This is a genomic window from Flavobacterium sp. K5-23, from assembly GCF_023278045.1.
GTDB lineage: Bacteria > Bacteroidota > Bacteroidia > Flavobacteriales > Flavobacteriaceae > Flavobacterium.
Window position 1 is genome coordinate 155,924 of record NZ_CP056783.1, and the last position, 14,925, is coordinate 170,848.

Here is a 14,925-nt window from a genome sequence, read left to right on the forward strand (position 1 = left end):
ATATTATATTTTCGTTTGGTATAAAAATGCAAAGTACCCAAGAATAGTTTTGTCGGATAAATTGATAAAAGAATTAAATTATCCACTTCAAGAAAAAAGACATAGATATCCATATCATCAATATGTAAATAGATTTCAAGATGGTTGCATAGGTTTTCACCAAATGATTTATTACCAAGTAATAGACAGTTGGGAAGAAATGACTAATGAAAATATGATTTCAAGTTTGAAAAATATTCGTAATGTGATAGTAAACGGGTTAGATTCGAGCTTCGAGAATTCAGATGTTTTTGAGAAATATAAATGGCTAAGAGAGCAATATAATGATTTGATTATTCTAAGTGATTTTGACTTTGATACTAAAACACATGAAAACATAAAAAAACAAATAAGAGATATTAGACAAGATCACGCTATTCATTATTCTGAAGTTGATAAATATAGCTTACGGAAAAACACAAAAAAATAAAACCCATCCCCCCACTGGCTCTCGTTTGTAACGAGTGCCTGTCTTAATTTATAGCACAATCGTAGCGTTTGCAACACGGTTTGCATTAATCTATTTTCATCTTTTCTTAGTTCATGCAAACATAGGACATAGGATGACAGGCTAAATCAAAATCATCTTGAATTACCAAATCTCAAATTAAACCCCACCACCCCTAGCCCCGAGTGAAATGAAAAGCTTTTTACAGAAACCCTTTTGGTTTTTGTTGTTGCCGCAGAGTGACTCCTCTCCCCAACCCTCTCCAAAGGAAAGGGAGAAATTAGGAATACCCCTTTTTATTAGCTCCTGCGGGAACTTTAGAAAAACAAAGGGGTTCAAAAAAACTTGCAATGAAAAACGGGAAATAGCTCCCAGAATTCGTACTTTTACAACTTAACTACAACGTTTTCGACATGAATGCAACTATTGAAACTAATCCATTATTAGACCGTTTGCCTAAACACTTGAAGCAATTTATTAAGCCTCAGGATTATAGCGACTACACTCCTATTAACCAAGCGGTTTGGCGTTATGTGATGCGTAAAAACGTGGATTATCTATCGAAAGTGGCGCATAGTTCTTACCTAGAAGGATTGAAGAAAACGGGGATTGAAATTGACAATATTCCAAGTATGTACGGTATGAACCGTATTCTTACGGAAATTGGTTGGGCTGCCGTGGCTGTGGATGGATTTATTCCGCCTAACGCTTTTATGGAGTTTCAAGCATACAATGTACTCGTTATTGCGTCTGACATTCGTCAGCTAGAACATATAGAATACACGCCCGCACCGGATATTATTCACGAAGGTGCTGGACACGCGCCTATTATTGCTAATCCGGAATATGCGGAATATTTACGCCGTTTTGGAGAAATAGGTTGTAAAGCGATTTCTTCGGACAAGGATTATCAAATGTATGAAGCGATCCGTTTGCTTTCGATCGTGAAAGAAGCCGAAGGCACTCCGCAAGCGACTATCGACGAAGCTGAAAAAGCGGTGGAAGATTTACAAAACAATATGGGTGAACTGTCAGAAATGGCACAAATAAGAAACCTGCACTGGTGGACCGTGGAATACGGACTGATAGGAAGGGTGGAAGACCCAAAAATTTATGGCGCTGGTTTGTTATCCTCCATTGGCGAAAGCGCTTGGTGTATGACAGAAAACGTAAAGAAAATACCTTATGATATTTCGGCAGCCTATCAGAGTTTCGATATTACAAAACTGCAACCGCAGTTGTATGTCACTCCTACTTTTGCCTATTTGAATTTGGTTCTAGAAGAGTTTGCCAATAAAATGGCCTTACGCACAGGAGGTTTATCAGGAATAGAAAAATTGATCAACTCTACTGCATTGGGAACTATTGAATTGAGTACTGGTTTGCAAATTTCAGGTGTTTTCACCAATGTAATCGCTTATGAAGGCAAACCAATTTACATACAAACTACTGGAAAAACGGCTTTGGCTTCTCGTGAAAAAGAGCTAGTAGGTCACGGAACGACTTCTCATTTAGAAGGTTTTGGAAGCCCAATAGGAAGACTAAAAGGAATCAATCTTGCCATTGAGGAAATGAGTCCGAAAGACTTAAATGCTTATGACATCCTGGAATCTAAAAAGGTAAAACTTGAATTTGAAGGCGGCATAACGGTAGAAGGGGAAATCATTACTGGTTCCAGAAATTTACAAGGAGAAATTATCCTTATTCGTTTCAAAAATTGTACAGTGACTCACGGAGAAACTATTTTGTTTCAACCGGAATGGGGAGTATACGACATGGCAGTTGGAAAAAAAGTGGTTTCGGCTTTTTCTGGCCCTGCTGACATGAATAGTTTTGATTTGATCTCGCATATGCCATCTAGCAAAACCATTAAAGCAACTCACACTAAAGAACGTGATGAATTAGAGAAACTATACTTGGAAGTTCGTGCCATAAGAGAGTCAAAAGATATGGACACATCATTAGCTTCTATTTTCAATAAACTACAATCAGAGCATCCTAATGACTGGTTACTGTCCGTTGAAATCACTGAGCTCTTGAAAGACAGAAACGAACCTCAACTTTTAGAAAAAGCATTATCACATCTTGAAAGTCTAAAAATAAAAAGACCTGAAGTAGCTCATTTAATTAGCGGTGGACTGGAGTTGATTTTAGACACACAAAAAGCATAAACAATTCTATATAAAAAATGAAAGGCTGTCTTTGTAATAAAGACAGCCTTTTTATTTAAAGTTACAATTTCACTTTCTGATTGAAATCCTTTTCGGATTCAATGACATTCCCTTTATATTTTAAAGTCCAGCCTAAACTATTAGTTGTAATTAACAATTTAGACAACTCACTTATCAATCTATTTTGAGCATTCGATTTTAAAGTGGATTTCTGGATTTTCTTAGTCAAACTTGCTTTAACTGATTTGTTTATTTTATTATAATCATCTCCCGTGAAAGGATTCAGTTTGCTTTGTTCCACATCATAAAATTTAATATCAGGATTAATTTTAATTTCTTCTTCAGGAATATAGATTATTGTAATAACTTTATTTTTCTCATCAATATCGTATTTCATTAAATGTAAATCATACGCAACAGTCACATCAGCATTAACGACAATTAATGCTTTTTTATCGAAAGACACCATTCCCATCAAGTATTTTTCTTGATTTTTATATGTAATCACTTCAGAGAAATGCCCTTCGGTTACGACTAGTTTGCCTACATTAAGTATTTGTTGCTGTATCAAGCCTGTGCCATCAATACTTGTTGAATCATCCTCTTTTTTAAACTCACAATATTTGAATGATAACGCAACTGCAGCTATCAACGCGAAAAAAACAATAAATCTTTTGAACATAATTAAAACTTCATAAATGAATATTGAGAAAGCAATTTAGTGATTTTAGACTTGAGTTTTTCTTCGAATTTCAAGTGACTTTCTGATTTAGGGTTAAATGGTCTATGAGACAAACTTTTTTGAATATTTTGAACTTCCTCCATAGTAGAAAAAGCGGTTTCGGAAATAGTAGTATCCTTGAAACGTTGCCAAATATAATCTATTGCGGCTTGGCTTGGATGCAACATATCCTCAGCATAAAAACGATAATCACGGAGTTCGTCCATCATAATTTCATAACTAGGGAAATATTCAGTTTGCAGTGTTCCGTGTTCAGTGTTTAATACACTGTGAATCGCAGCTATTAAATGTGATTTGCTTAACTGGTTTTCGACAAAACCGTCTTTGATGTGTCTAACAGGGGAAACGGTAAAAATGAAATTTGCTTTTGGATTAACCGAAGCAATTAATTGTATTGTATTTTCAATACTTTTCTTAATCACGGCAATAGACAACAACTCTTTGGTAAATTGTTTTTGAGGTACTTTATGACAGTTGGCTACAACTTCAAGGCTCTCCACATTCTTATAAACCCACGAAGTTCCGTATGTAATAATGACATGAGAAGCGGTCTCTATTTGCGTTTTGGTTGATTTTAGAATCGAATTCAATGACTCCAATAATTCAACTTTACTTTCATTACTCAGATCAGAATGCACATCAAAACAATGCCAGCTTTCGTTATGATAAAAAACATCATTTTCAGTGAATAATGTTTCAGATACTACTTTTTTAATAATTTTCTCAATCGAAACAGGATTGAAAATTATCCCAAAAGGATTAGTTGTATTTCGAAATTGAAAATACTGGAATTTATCCGCCATATTTTCTACAAAACAAGAACCTAGAGAGACCACTCTAGAATTATAATCTATTGTATTACTACTTTTAGATATGGGTATTTCGGTTCTGAAATGCATACATTTTTTATTTCTACAAACTTAAGTATTTATTAGTAGAAAAATTGTGATTTTATATAAACGGGTGTTGTATTATTTAAATTTCCAGTCTCTGAAATTTTCTCAATAGGATATCCTTCAGCATCATATTTATAAGTGCTTTTGTAATACTTGGCTGCCGTAATAACTTGGTCATTTTGTTCGACGCTATTAATTTCGGTACTTATCAAACTGTTATTAATCGACACCGCATCTTTAAGATCGTATAACTTATTGAATCCTATAACATTTAACATTGGACTTTTCTTATCATCATAATCAAATCCAATACTGTATTTTGCGATAACTCCCACTCCTATATTATCTAATATCCTTTCGTCTTTCGTGAAATTCTTATTGTCAAAAAACAAAACTCCGTGATACTCTCTAACAAATAGATTTTCAGGGTTTTTTACCAGTTTCTCATAAGAAATAGTACCATCTGTATTGTACAGATAATTCATTACATATTTATTTATAAAGTCGGCCTTTACTAATCTCCCTTCTCTATAACTATATTCAACTGTACCCTTTTCTTGATTTACCTTATTTAAGGTTACAATTTTTGTAATCAAATCAAATGTATAGGTAAACTCAATTTTTTTATGAACGCCATCAATACTAACAATATTATTATCGTCATAAGTATACAAAGTAGTTTCTGAAGAACCATTATCAGACACTTCCACCACCTTTTTCAATAGCTTTAGGTTATTATCCACACCATCAGAGCACGAGTAAAGCACTGACAAAGAGATTAATAAGAGTGAGTATATTTTCTTCATTTTTTTTGGCAAAGGTAATTAAAATTTATTTGTATTATATTGTTTACAAACGAAAAACCAAATAATCATCTTGAGAAATGATAATTTGGTTTTTTAAACTAAATATTTAAAGAAACAACTCTTTTAGAATTTAAACTCTGAAAAGGTTCCTTCGTATTATTTCACAAACTCAATCGCCTTTTCTAAAGCTTGTTGAATTCCCGCTTCGTTTTTTCCTCCCGCAGTTGCAAAGAAAGGCTGTCCACCTCCACCACCTTGGATGTACTTACCTAATTCACGAACAACTTGTCCTGCGTTTAAGCTTTTTTCGGCAACTAATTCCTTAGATATATAACAACTCAACATTGGTTTCCCTTCTTCGGCTGTAGCCAAAACTAAAAACATATTAGTCCCTAAATTTCCTAATTCATAAGCCAAGTCTTTTGCTCCTTCAGGATTTAAATCTACTTGCTTAGCTAAAAATTGAATTCCGTTTATTTCTTGTATCTCTTTCGCCAAATCACCTTTCATGTTCTTCGCTTTTTCTTTCAATAGAGCTTCCAACTGTTTCTTCAATTTTACATTCTCTTCTTGAAGAGAAACAACTGCTTTTAGAGAATCCTGTGGATTTTTTAAAGCGCCTTTGATTTCGTTAAGCATATTTTCATGAGAAGCAAAATATCCTTTAACAGCATCACCTGTAATCGCTTCAATACGACGAATTCCTGCAGCAACTGCTCCTTCACTCGTGATTTTAAAATGCCAGATTTCAGCTGTATTCTTAACGTGAATTCCTCCACACAATTCCATACTGTCACCAAATTTAATGGCACGTACATAATCCCCATATTTCTCTCCAAACAAAGCCATAGCACCTTCCTCAACCGCTTGTACGAAAGGAATGTCCCTGCGTTCTATTAGAGATAATTGCTCTTGAATTCTTGCATTTACAAAACTTTCCACTTGTTGTAATTCTTCATCAGTAACTTTAGAAAAATGAGAAAAGTCAAAACGCAAATAATTTGGGTTTACCAATGAACCTTTTTGTTCTACATGAGTTCCTAAAATACTACGCAATGCCTGGTGCATTAAGTGTGTCGCCGAGTGATTCTTAGAAGAGTCAGCTCTTAACTTAGTATTTACCTGAGCAACAAATACTGCATTTACGTTTTCAGGTAATTTTTTAGAAAAGTGAAGAATTAAATTATTTTCCTTTTTTGTATCTAATATATCTATTGAATCGTTTGCAGAAACTAAACTTCCTTTATCACCTACTTGGCCACCGCCTTCAGGATAGAAAGGAGTTGAACTAAGGACGATTTGGTATAAAACCCCGTCTTTCTTGCTGTCAATTTTTCTATAACGAGTAATTCTAGCTTCAGATTCTACTTGATCATATCCTACGAAAGTTTCCGTATTTCCTTCCACAAGTATGGTCCAGTCATCTGTTGTCATTTCTGAAGCAGCACGTGATCTTGTTTTTTGAGCAAGCATAGCTTCATCAAATCCAGCTTCGTCTAACTCCAAACCTCTTTCTCTTAAAATCAAGGCAGTTAAATCTTTTGGAAAACCAAACGTGTCATACAATTCAAATGCTTTAGCACCTGAAACTTCGTTTCCTTTTGTCTCTGCAATTACATTTTCCAACAATTGCAAACCTTGATCTAATGTTCTCAAGAAAGAAGCTTCTTCTTCCCGAATTACATTAGTCACTAAATTTTGTTGTGATTTTATTTCCGGGAAAAACTCTCCCATTTGGTTTGCTAAAACTTCCACTAATTGATAGATAAAAGCTTCTTTGATATTCAAAAATGTAAATCCATAACGAATTGCACGACGCAATATTCTACGAATTACATATCCCGCTCCGGTATTTGATGGCAATTGCCCATCAGCAATAGCAAAAGCTACAGCACGAACGTGATCAACAATTACACGAATAGCGATATTCGTTTTATTTTGTTCCTCGCTTATGTCTTTTACTTCGTTTGAAGTATATTTTAGTCCTGTGATTTGTTCCACTTTTTCAATAAGTGGCGTAAACACATCCGTATCATAGTTTGAAGTCACGTTTTGCATAGCCATACACAAACGCTCAAATCCCATTCCTGTATCTACGTGTTTAGAAGGTAATTTTTCTAATGAACCATCGGCCTTACGGTTGAATTCCATAAATACGTTGTTCCATATTTCCACTACTTGAGGATGATCAGCATTTACTAAACTTCTACCAGTAACAGCAGCTCTTTCTTCATCAGTACGTAAATCGATATGAATTTCAGAACAAGGTCCGCAAGGTCCTTGATCTCCCATTTCCCAGAAATTATCTTTTTTGTTTCCAAGGATAATTCGGTCTTCAGGAACAAATTGTTTCCAAATATCAAATGCTTCTTGGTCAAAAGGCACGTTTTCTACTTCGTTTCCTTCAAAAACGGAAACATACAAACGGTCTTTATCTAATTTTAAAACTTCGGTTAGGAATTCCCAAGCCCAAGGTAAAGCCTCTTCTTTGAAATAATCACCAAAAGACCAGTTCCCTAACATCTCAAACATGGTATGGTGGTACGTATCGAAACCTACATCCTCTAAGTCATTGTGTTTTCCTGAAACACGAAGACATTTTTGGGTATCCGTAATTCTATTGCTTTTTGGTATGGCGTTTCCTAAGAAAAATTCTTTGAACTGAGCCATTCCTGAGTTATTGAACATCAGTGTTGGGTCGTCCTTTAAAACTATAGGAGCCGAAGGAACAACTAAATGTCCTTTAGATTGAAAAAAGTCTAGAAATTGTTTACGTACGTCTTGTGATTTCATTTTTTTTATTTAAACATTTAAAGATTCAAAAATTTAAAGATTTTTTTAATCTTTAAATCATTCAATCTTTTAATTTATTTGCCCCAGATAGTAGTGTAAAGCTTCGCTGTTTTGAAATTTATTTTTTCTTGTGGTGGCAGAGCGACCAGAGGAAGCTCCTGCCAGCGCAGCAGAAAAAAAGATTTCAAGACGAGAACTTGAAACGAATAGCTGGAATAGGCACATTATTATATTTATTCTTCAAAAAAGGGCTGAACAACTGAAACATTTATTAAATTTGTTGGACTAACACTTTATAAAGGTGCAAAAATAGTGTATTTTAAAATATGGCGAAAGTAAAATATTATTACGATTCTGAAAATCTAGCGTATCGAAAAATAAAAGTCCGAAAAAGAAAGAAATTTGGCTTTGCAGCCTTGTTTTTAGTGGCTTCGGGGTTGTTTGGATTCCTTAGTTTTGTAATTTTACTTAACACTCCTTATTTTGACACTCCAAAAGACCGACTATTAATTCGGGAAATGGACAATTTAAAGTTAAATTATTCCGTTTTGAATACTCGAATAAATCAGCTCAACAACGTAGTTGCTGCGATAGAAGATAGAGACAATAATTTATACCGCACCTATTTCAACACTTCCCCCATTACTATTGAGGAAAGAAAATCAGGTTTCAAAGACAAAAACAGATATGAAGCTTTAGAAGGATATGACAATACTCAACTTGTATTGAATACTACAAAAAGAGTGGACATTCTTGCTAAAGAATTAGCCATTCAATCTAAATCACTAGATCATATTTTAAAATTAGCTAAAGAAAAAGATAAATTATTGTCGGCTATCCCTGCCATTCAGCCAGTAAGAAATGAGAATTTAAAAAGAATGGCTTCTGGTTTTGGATACCGAACAGATCCATTTACTAAAGTTAGGAAAATGCACGAAGGGATGGATTTCACTGCAAAAACGGGCTCTCCTATTTATGCCACTGGAGACGGAGTTGTTGCAAGAGCGGATAACACCGCATCTGGTTTTGGAAATCATGTAGTAATTAGGCATGGTTATGGATACGAAACTTATTACGCTCATTTAAGCAAATACAATTGCAGACCTGGACAAAGTGTCAAACGAGGTGACATTATAGGATATGTAGGTAGCACAGGAAGATCTGAAGGGCCACACTTGCATTACGAGGTACATAAAAACAACAAAGTGGTGAACCCACTTAATTTTTATTACGGTAATATATCGGCAGTGGAATATGTTGCTATCTCACAACTGGCAAACCAAGAGAATCAATCATTAGACTAATAGAAAGTGTTCAGATAGCAGTATTCAATTAAATAATAAAAAAGTCAAATAAAAAAACAATATGCATATTGAACTTTCCAAAGACAAAAGATATTTCAGCATTGGTGAAGTTGCCAAAGCATTTGATGTGAATGCTTCTCTTATTCGTTTTTGGGATAGCGAATTTGACATTCTCAAACCAAAGAAAAATGCTAAGGGTAATCGAATGTTTACTCCTGAAGATGTAACTAATTTACAACTCATTTATCACCTAGTTAAAGAAAGAGGATTTACGCTGGAAGGTGCCAAAACACACTTGAAAGAAGGACAGAAAAAAACATTGGATAAGTTTGAAATTATCCGAAAACTAGAAACAATAAGAACACAATTAACAAATATTAAAAATCAAATTTAAAATTAAACAACTATGAAAAGATTTTTGCCTTGGATTATCGGAGCCGTTATTATTTTTGGAATTTACAGCTGGTCTACTGGAATATATAATAATGCAGTGACACTTGAACAAGATGTAAAAGAAAGTTGGGGGAATGTTAATACGGCATACCAAAGAAGAAATGATCTAATACCAAATATAGTAAGTACTGTAAAAGGGTATGCAGAACATGAAAAAAGCACCTTAACAGCAGTAATCGAAGCAAGAGCTAAAGCAACTGCAGTAACTATTGACCCAAGTAAAGTAACCCCAGAACAATTAGCTGCGTTTAATTCGGCTCAATCTGGTGTTTCTTCTTCTCTATCTAAATTATTAGTAAGTGTTGAGCAATATCCAAATCTGAAAGCTGATGCAAGTTTCATGAAATTACAAGATGAACTAGCAAGTACTGAAAACCAAATTTTGACTGCCAGAACCCGTTTTAACGAGTCGGTTAAGCCATACAACAACAACATTAATACTTTCCCAAGAAACATTTTGGCTGGAATGTATGGACTTAAAGAAAAACCTTATTTCGAAGCTGTAGCTGGCGCTGAAAAACCTGTAGAAGTTAAATTCTAAAAAAACCTAACCACCAAATGGGAATATAGGATAAACCATTAAGAAATTCAGAACATTAAGCCTTAATGAATCTTAATTTCTTAATGGTTTTTAAATTAATAATTCGTCCATTCCCTTTGATCTATATTAATTGTTTTAAACAAAAATAAGCTTATGTCAAAAGTAGAAGATTTTTTAACCCCGGAAGAAGAACATGAAATTGTAGAAGCGATTCGCGTGGCTGAAAAAAACACCTCTGGAGAAATTAGAGTTCATCTAGAAAAAACAACTGCCCTAGACCCTTTTGATCGTGCACTGGAAGTTTTTCATGATCTTAAAATGGACGAAACCCAACTTAAAAATGGGGTTTTAATTTATCTAGCTGTAAAAGACAAAACATTTGTCATTTGTGGTGACCAAGGCATTAATGACATTGTTAAAAATAATTTTTGGGACAGTACAAAAGATACAATGGTTGCTCATTTTAAAAACGGAAATTTCAAACAAGGTTTGGTAGATGGTATTTTAAAAGCTGGCGAAGAATTAAAGAAACATTTCCCATGGTCTGAAGATGACACGAATGAATTATCAAACGAAATCTCAAAAGGATAATGATATTACAAAAAAAGAATACAACAATTTTCCTGAAATTACTTATTTGTCTATTTGCTACACAAATAGGTTTTGCACAGTTTACTATACCCGAAAAGCCAAGTTTAGCGACATCAGTTTACGATTATGCTAACGTATTAAGCGCATCAGAAAAAACGCAATTAGAAGATAAATTAATCCGTTATTCTGACTCAACCACGACTCAAATTGTAATTGTTACCGTTGAAAGCCTGAAAGGGGAAGATGTCAGTCAACTAGCGACTAGATGGGCACACACTTGGGGTTTTGGTCAAGCAAAAGAAGACAATGGAGTTATTATTTTAATTGCCAAACAAGAAAGGAAAATTGCAATTAATCCCGGTTATGGATTAGAAGATCGATTGACAGCTGGAATTGGAGGAGAAATAATCCGAAATATTATCACACCTGAATTCAAAGCCGGAAGTTACTTCAAAGGCTTAGATAAAGGAACTGATGCCCTTATTGATGTATTTAAAGGCAAATACAAAGGTGAAAGAAAAAAGCAAAACAAAGGAAAAGATTTTCCAATAGCACCTTTCATTATCATTATCATCATAATCCTTGTTCTTATTTCTAAAAACAAAGGCGGTGGTGGTGGAAATTCTGGAAACCGTGGTGGCGGTGTCGGGCCTAGTTTACTGGATGTCATTATTCTAAGCAGTCTTGGACGTGGCGGCGGAGGCGGTGGTTTCGGTGGCGGTTCATCTGGTGGTGGATTTGGCGGAGGCGGCGGATTCGGTGGTGGATTCGGTGGCGGCGGATTCTCCGGTGGAGGCTCTAGTGGAGGTTGGTAAAAAAAAATCAATTTTTCAATTTATAAAAACAAAAAAAGCTGCAATTTGCAGCTTTTTTTGTTTTTATAAATTAGTCAACCCTATCTTATCATAAATATTAATAATTGATTACCAATGTATTAACTATTTATTTAGTCTATTAAACGTAACTTTAATAGAAAATAAGGCTATGAAAAATTATGCAATTAAACTCGTGTGGTTTACCACAGTATTTGTTTTTGTTTTTGCTGGTTTGTGCCAAACAACTGTCATTCTACCAGTAATAATGGGTTTACATATAATAGGATTGTTCTTGATCCCTTATATGGTTTATACCGTATTGAAAGATGATTACACCACCACCAAAACATTCAAGGATTGGTATGAAGACAATCCCGTGAAAACGTTGGATGAAGATGAAAATTAGCACCATTCTTTCGAATATAAATCGCAATTAAAATTCCAAAATAAAAAACCAATCCTGAAGAGTTTCGGGATTGGTATTTTTTCTTTAAAAGAACATAAAGTGACCTCCTTTTGACGATTTTTCTTTACCTGCAAATTTTTCTAATTTATAAGTCAGCGAGAACATAAGGTATCGTTTTAAAACAATATTCTCTTCGTCTTGGATAGCTGTTGGTGTTATTGTTCTTGTGGCGTTCTGATTTTGGTTTAGCAAATCATATACTTTTACTTTGGCAGTTATTTTTTTATTATAGAAACTATAGGCTAAACTAGTATTCCACAAATAGAAATCCTTTTTGAAACCATCCGCAATATTAGAGTTGAAGGTATATCCAAAATCATTTCCAAACACCCAATTTTTAGGCCAATAATTAGTGGTTTGAATATTGAATTTATGAGTTACATTGGATGTCGAGCTCAACAAGTAATTGGTGTACTTGGTATCATTAAAGCTCACATTATAAGTTGGATTGATAGTCAACAACTCCCCATATTCATAGGTGAAATTTGCTCTAGGGGTCAATCTCAATGTGTTTGCCTCAAACAAAACCCCATTTGTAAAACCTTTTGACAAACCAAAATTCGCACTCAAACCAAATCCAAATTTGAAATTATGGGCATCCTTTTTTATGGATTTATTCCAATTAAAACCAAACCAAGAGGAATAGGTTCCTGATACGTTTTCATAAGTAGTTCTCCTTTTTCTATTTGCATCGAAAACCGTTGAGGAAACCACCTGACTGTCAAAATAATCACCACCAAAATAGACACTGTATCCTGAACGACTGGCATAATCATAATCTCTAAAGCTAAAATATCCTCTATGACTTTTATTAGGGTCTAAATCTACATTTCCTATATAGGTGTTTAACGGATTAGCAAGGTTCTCAACCGGCAAAATCTGGCTTGCTGTTGGAAAGTTAATATCATATCCATAACTCATCCATAATGATTTTGACTTAGTGAATTTGTAACTTATTTGTCCTTCCGCATAAGGCAAAACATAATTTCTGCTGAGTACTGTTTTTGTATTAAGGTATAGAGATTCGTTATCGAATTGAGTAATCGAAATACCGGTATTCAGACTAATATTGTACTTTTTTTTATTCAGGCTAATTCCCGTTTTTGGTTTAACGGTTATAATATTTGACTCAAAATAATTAGTTAAACTTGCATTCAAGTCTGAGTAAGATTGAGAACTTGAATTAAAATCGTGAGTATCCCTATCTTCAGTCGTTTTTTGCCAAGAATAATCGGCACCTATTTTAATTTTCAAGGAATCAGTTATAGGCTCCGCATATTCAATTTCAGAAGTATATTTATCATTGAAATTTTTGTTAACTCTAATTTGATCACGGATAACATCGGGATCGGAACCCTGGTAAAAAAAGGTATTCGTTTTATTCAACGAGTTCAGGTTCTCCTTAGCGTTTACATTCTCAAACGACAGACTCATATGCCTCCCTTTTTTATTAAAAGACTTATTGTATTCTATCAAATTGTTAAAATTAGCCTTGTCACTTTCGTCAAAAACCAGGGACGTATTTTCGTTTAATAATTGGTTGCTCTCATCTTTGGAAAACTCGAAAGAATTGTTTCTGTATGTAGAATTAGATTTAATAAATTTCGGGGAAATTACAATTGATGCGGTAGAGTCGATCTTATATTCAAATTGAAAATTAAAATTATGTCCATTATTCTCTTCATCCGATTCAGCACTTGATTCAGTTGTGAAATTTCCCGTTGGCAAGAAGACAGTCTGTTTTGATCTGTTTTTATTTTCAGAATTGGAATTGGTAAAAAAGTAACTACCACTTGGTTCAAATCCTTTAAACCATTCATCCGAGTAATTCACACCTACCATATTCGAGCGAGTAATTCCTTTCCCTCCACCAAATCGCATACTCCCTATTCCAAAAGAACCGTTATCAGAATAATAAAAAGAAGTATTTCGCCCTCCTTTCATATTATCAAATATTTCATCCATGGAGAAACCCGTCGAATTAATATTGTTAGAGGACGCTAAGACGCTTATTTTTCTTTTGTTTTTAAAATAATTGACCAACGCACTGCTTTCATAGCGGTCAGCCGTTCCAAAACCACCCATGAATTTCCCAAAAAAACCTTTGTTTTTATCTTCATCTATGGTCAGGTTAATACTGGCGTTATTAGAGCTTGCAGCTTGATTTGTCAACTCCTCTTTTTTGGTTTTCGTGTCGGTAATCTGAACTTTATTGATAATGTCTGAAGGCAGATTTTGAAGAGCAATTTTTCCGTCTTTGTCAAAAAACGGTTTGCCGTTTACCAGAATTTGATTTACCTCTTTACCATTTACAGTGATTTTCCCGTCGGTGCCAATTTCCACCCCAGGCAATTGCTTTAACAAGGTTTCGACATTAGCATCAGGACGAACCTTAAATGAGGAAGCGTTAAATTCCAAGGTGTCTTTCTTTATTCGAATAGGCGGCACCTCGCTTTTAATTACTACTTCAACTAGGTTATTTGGATTTTCAGACAAGTGCAAAATACCAAAATCTTTGCTTTCCAATAGGGACACAACTTCCTTCTTAAAGGTTTGATACCCCATATAAGATATTTTTAGAAAAAAAGGAGTAGTGATTTTTTTAGTGTCAAATTTAAAAAAACCGTTTTTATCGGAAATCGTATAATCAATTACCGTGGAGTCTTTTACGGAAGAGAGATAAACGGTGGCTGACTCCAGTGGAATCTGAGTGTTCTCTTCCAGAATTTTACCTTTTATAGTAATATTGTTTTGAGCAAATGAAGAAAAACATAATGAGAAAAAGAAAAGAAAGAAAAAGACTTTTGACATAAATAAAAAATTCGCTGTTAGTGATTGAAACCAACAGCGAATTAAGGCA

General features: G+C 34.3%; 13 protein-coding genes. 8 read left to right on the top strand and 5 right to left on the bottom strand.

Annotated elements, in window-relative coordinates:
* The first annotated feature begins 61 nt into the window (after positions 1–61).
* Together FLAK523_RS00715 and FLAK523_RS00720 are read left to right on the top strand one after the other, a co-directional pair.
* Positions 62–469 (top strand): hypothetical protein, encoded by a 408-nt coding sequence (locus tag FLAK523_RS00715; protein ID WP_248905328.1) that lies wholly within the window; start codon positions 62–64, stop codon positions 467–469.
* Between the two features lie 431 nt (positions 470–900).
* A complete protein-coding gene (locus FLAK523_RS00720; RefSeq protein WP_248905330.1) occupies positions 901–2,658 on the top strand; it encodes an aromatic amino acid hydroxylase in 1,758 nt (585 codons plus the stop codon).
* A 61-nt stretch (positions 2,659–2,719) separates the two neighbouring features.
* Here the strand turns inward: FLAK523_RS00720 and FLAK523_RS00725 are convergent, their stop codons facing one another.
* The 4 genes from FLAK523_RS00725 to alaS form a co-directional block, all read right to left on the bottom strand.
* Positions 2,720–3,340, bottom strand: coding sequence for a DUF4230 domain-containing protein (locus FLAK523_RS00725; protein ID WP_248905332.1), 621 nt, complete (start codon positions 3,338–3,340; stop codon positions 2,720–2,722).
* Between the two features lie 2 nt (positions 3,341–3,342).
* On the bottom strand, positions 3,343–4,299 hold the full coding sequence (locus FLAK523_RS00730) for a GSCFA domain-containing protein (protein ID WP_248905334.1): 957 nt from the start codon (positions 4,297–4,299) through the stop codon (positions 3,343–3,345).
* Positions 4,300–4,331: 32 nt separating this feature from the next.
* The gene (locus FLAK523_RS00735) at positions 4,332–5,102 is read right to left on the bottom strand and encodes a hypothetical protein (RefSeq protein ID WP_248905336.1); all 771 of its coding nucleotides are present in this window, start codon (positions 5,100–5,102) and stop codon (positions 4,332–4,334) included.
* Between the two features lie 156 nt (positions 5,103–5,258).
* Entirely contained in the window at positions 5,259–7,895 is a 2,637-nt protein-coding gene (gene alaS, locus FLAK523_RS00740; RefSeq protein WP_248905338.1) for an alanine--tRNA ligase, read from the bottom strand.
* Positions 7,896–8,221: 326 nt separating this feature from the next.
* Between alaS and FLAK523_RS00745 the strand changes: the two genes are divergently transcribed.
* From FLAK523_RS00745 to FLAK523_RS00770, 6 genes are all read left to right on the top strand, one after another.
* A complete protein-coding gene (locus tag FLAK523_RS00745) occupies positions 8,222–9,199 on the top strand; it encodes a M23 family metallopeptidase (protein WP_248905340.1) in 978 nt (325 codons plus the stop codon).
* Positions 9,200–9,260: 61 nt separating this feature from the next.
* Positions 9,261–9,593: a MerR family transcriptional regulator gene (locus tag FLAK523_RS00750; RefSeq protein ID WP_248905342.1), complete on the top strand. Its 333-nt coding sequence runs from the start codon at positions 9,261–9,263 to the stop codon at positions 9,591–9,593.
* 12 nt (positions 9,594–9,605) lie between these two features.
* Positions 9,606–10,193, top strand: coding sequence for a LemA family protein (locus FLAK523_RS00755; protein WP_248905343.1), 588 nt, complete (start codon positions 9,606–9,608; stop codon positions 10,191–10,193).
* A gap of 153 nt (positions 10,194–10,346) precedes the next feature.
* A complete protein-coding gene (locus FLAK523_RS00760) occupies positions 10,347–10,784 on the top strand; it encodes a TPM domain-containing protein (protein WP_248905345.1) in 438 nt (145 codons plus the stop codon).
* Positions 10,784–11,599, top strand: coding sequence for a YgcG family protein (locus tag FLAK523_RS00765; RefSeq protein WP_248905347.1), 816 nt, complete (start codon positions 10,784–10,786; stop codon positions 11,597–11,599). The genes FLAK523_RS00760 and FLAK523_RS00765 overlap by 1 nt, the downstream gene beginning before the upstream one ends.
* Positions 11,600–11,768: 169 nt before the next feature.
* A complete protein-coding gene (locus FLAK523_RS00770; RefSeq protein ID WP_248905349.1) occupies positions 11,769–12,005 on the top strand; it encodes a hypothetical protein in 237 nt (78 codons plus the stop codon).
* A gap of 84 nt (positions 12,006–12,089) precedes the next feature.
* Here FLAK523_RS00770 and FLAK523_RS00775 read toward each other — a convergent pair whose 3' ends face one another.
* On the bottom strand, positions 12,090–14,876 hold the full coding sequence (locus FLAK523_RS00775) for an outer membrane beta-barrel protein (RefSeq protein WP_248905350.1): 2,787 nt from the start codon (positions 14,874–14,876) through the stop codon (positions 12,090–12,092).
* Positions 14,877–14,925 lie beyond the last annotated feature (49 nt).

Bases quoted from the DNA above. Each gene is read 5' to 3' on its own strand.
- FLAK523_RS00720 (WP_248905330.1), top strand. From the start codon at position 901: ATGAATGCAACTATTGAAACTAATCCATTATTAGACCGTTTGCCTAAA.
- FLAK523_RS00725 (WP_248905332.1), bottom strand. From the start codon at position 3,340: ATGTTCAAAAGATTTATTGTTTTTTTCGCGTTGATAGCTGCAGTTGCG.
- FLAK523_RS00730 (WP_248905334.1), bottom strand. From the start codon at position 4,299: ATGCATTTCAGAACCGAAATACCCATATCTAAAAGTAGTAATACAATA.
- FLAK523_RS00735 (WP_248905336.1), bottom strand. From the start codon at position 5,102: ATGAAGAAAATATACTCACTCTTATTAATCTCTTTGTCAGTGCTTTAC.
- alaS (WP_248905338.1), bottom strand. From the start codon at position 7,895: ATGAAATCACAAGACGTACGTAAACAATTTCTAGACTTTTTTCAATCT.
- FLAK523_RS00745 (WP_248905340.1), top strand. From the start codon at position 8,222: ATGGCGAAAGTAAAATATTATTACGATTCTGAAAATCTAGCGTATCGA.
- FLAK523_RS00750 (WP_248905342.1), top strand. From the start codon at position 9,261: ATGCATATTGAACTTTCCAAAGACAAAAGATATTTCAGCATTGGTGAA.
- FLAK523_RS00755 (WP_248905343.1), top strand. From the start codon at position 9,606: ATGAAAAGATTTTTGCCTTGGATTATCGGAGCCGTTATTATTTTTGGA.
- FLAK523_RS00760 (WP_248905345.1), top strand. From the start codon at position 10,347: ATGTCAAAAGTAGAAGATTTTTTAACCCCGGAAGAAGAACATGAAATT.
- FLAK523_RS00765 (WP_248905347.1), top strand. From the start codon at position 10,784: ATGATATTACAAAAAAAGAATACAACAATTTTCCTGAAATTACTTATT.
- FLAK523_RS00770 (WP_248905349.1), top strand. From the start codon at position 11,769: ATGAAAAATTATGCAATTAAACTCGTGTGGTTTACCACAGTATTTGTT.
- FLAK523_RS00775 (WP_248905350.1), bottom strand. From the start codon at position 14,876: ATGTCAAAAGTCTTTTTCTTTCTTTTCTTTTTCTCATTATGTTTTTCT.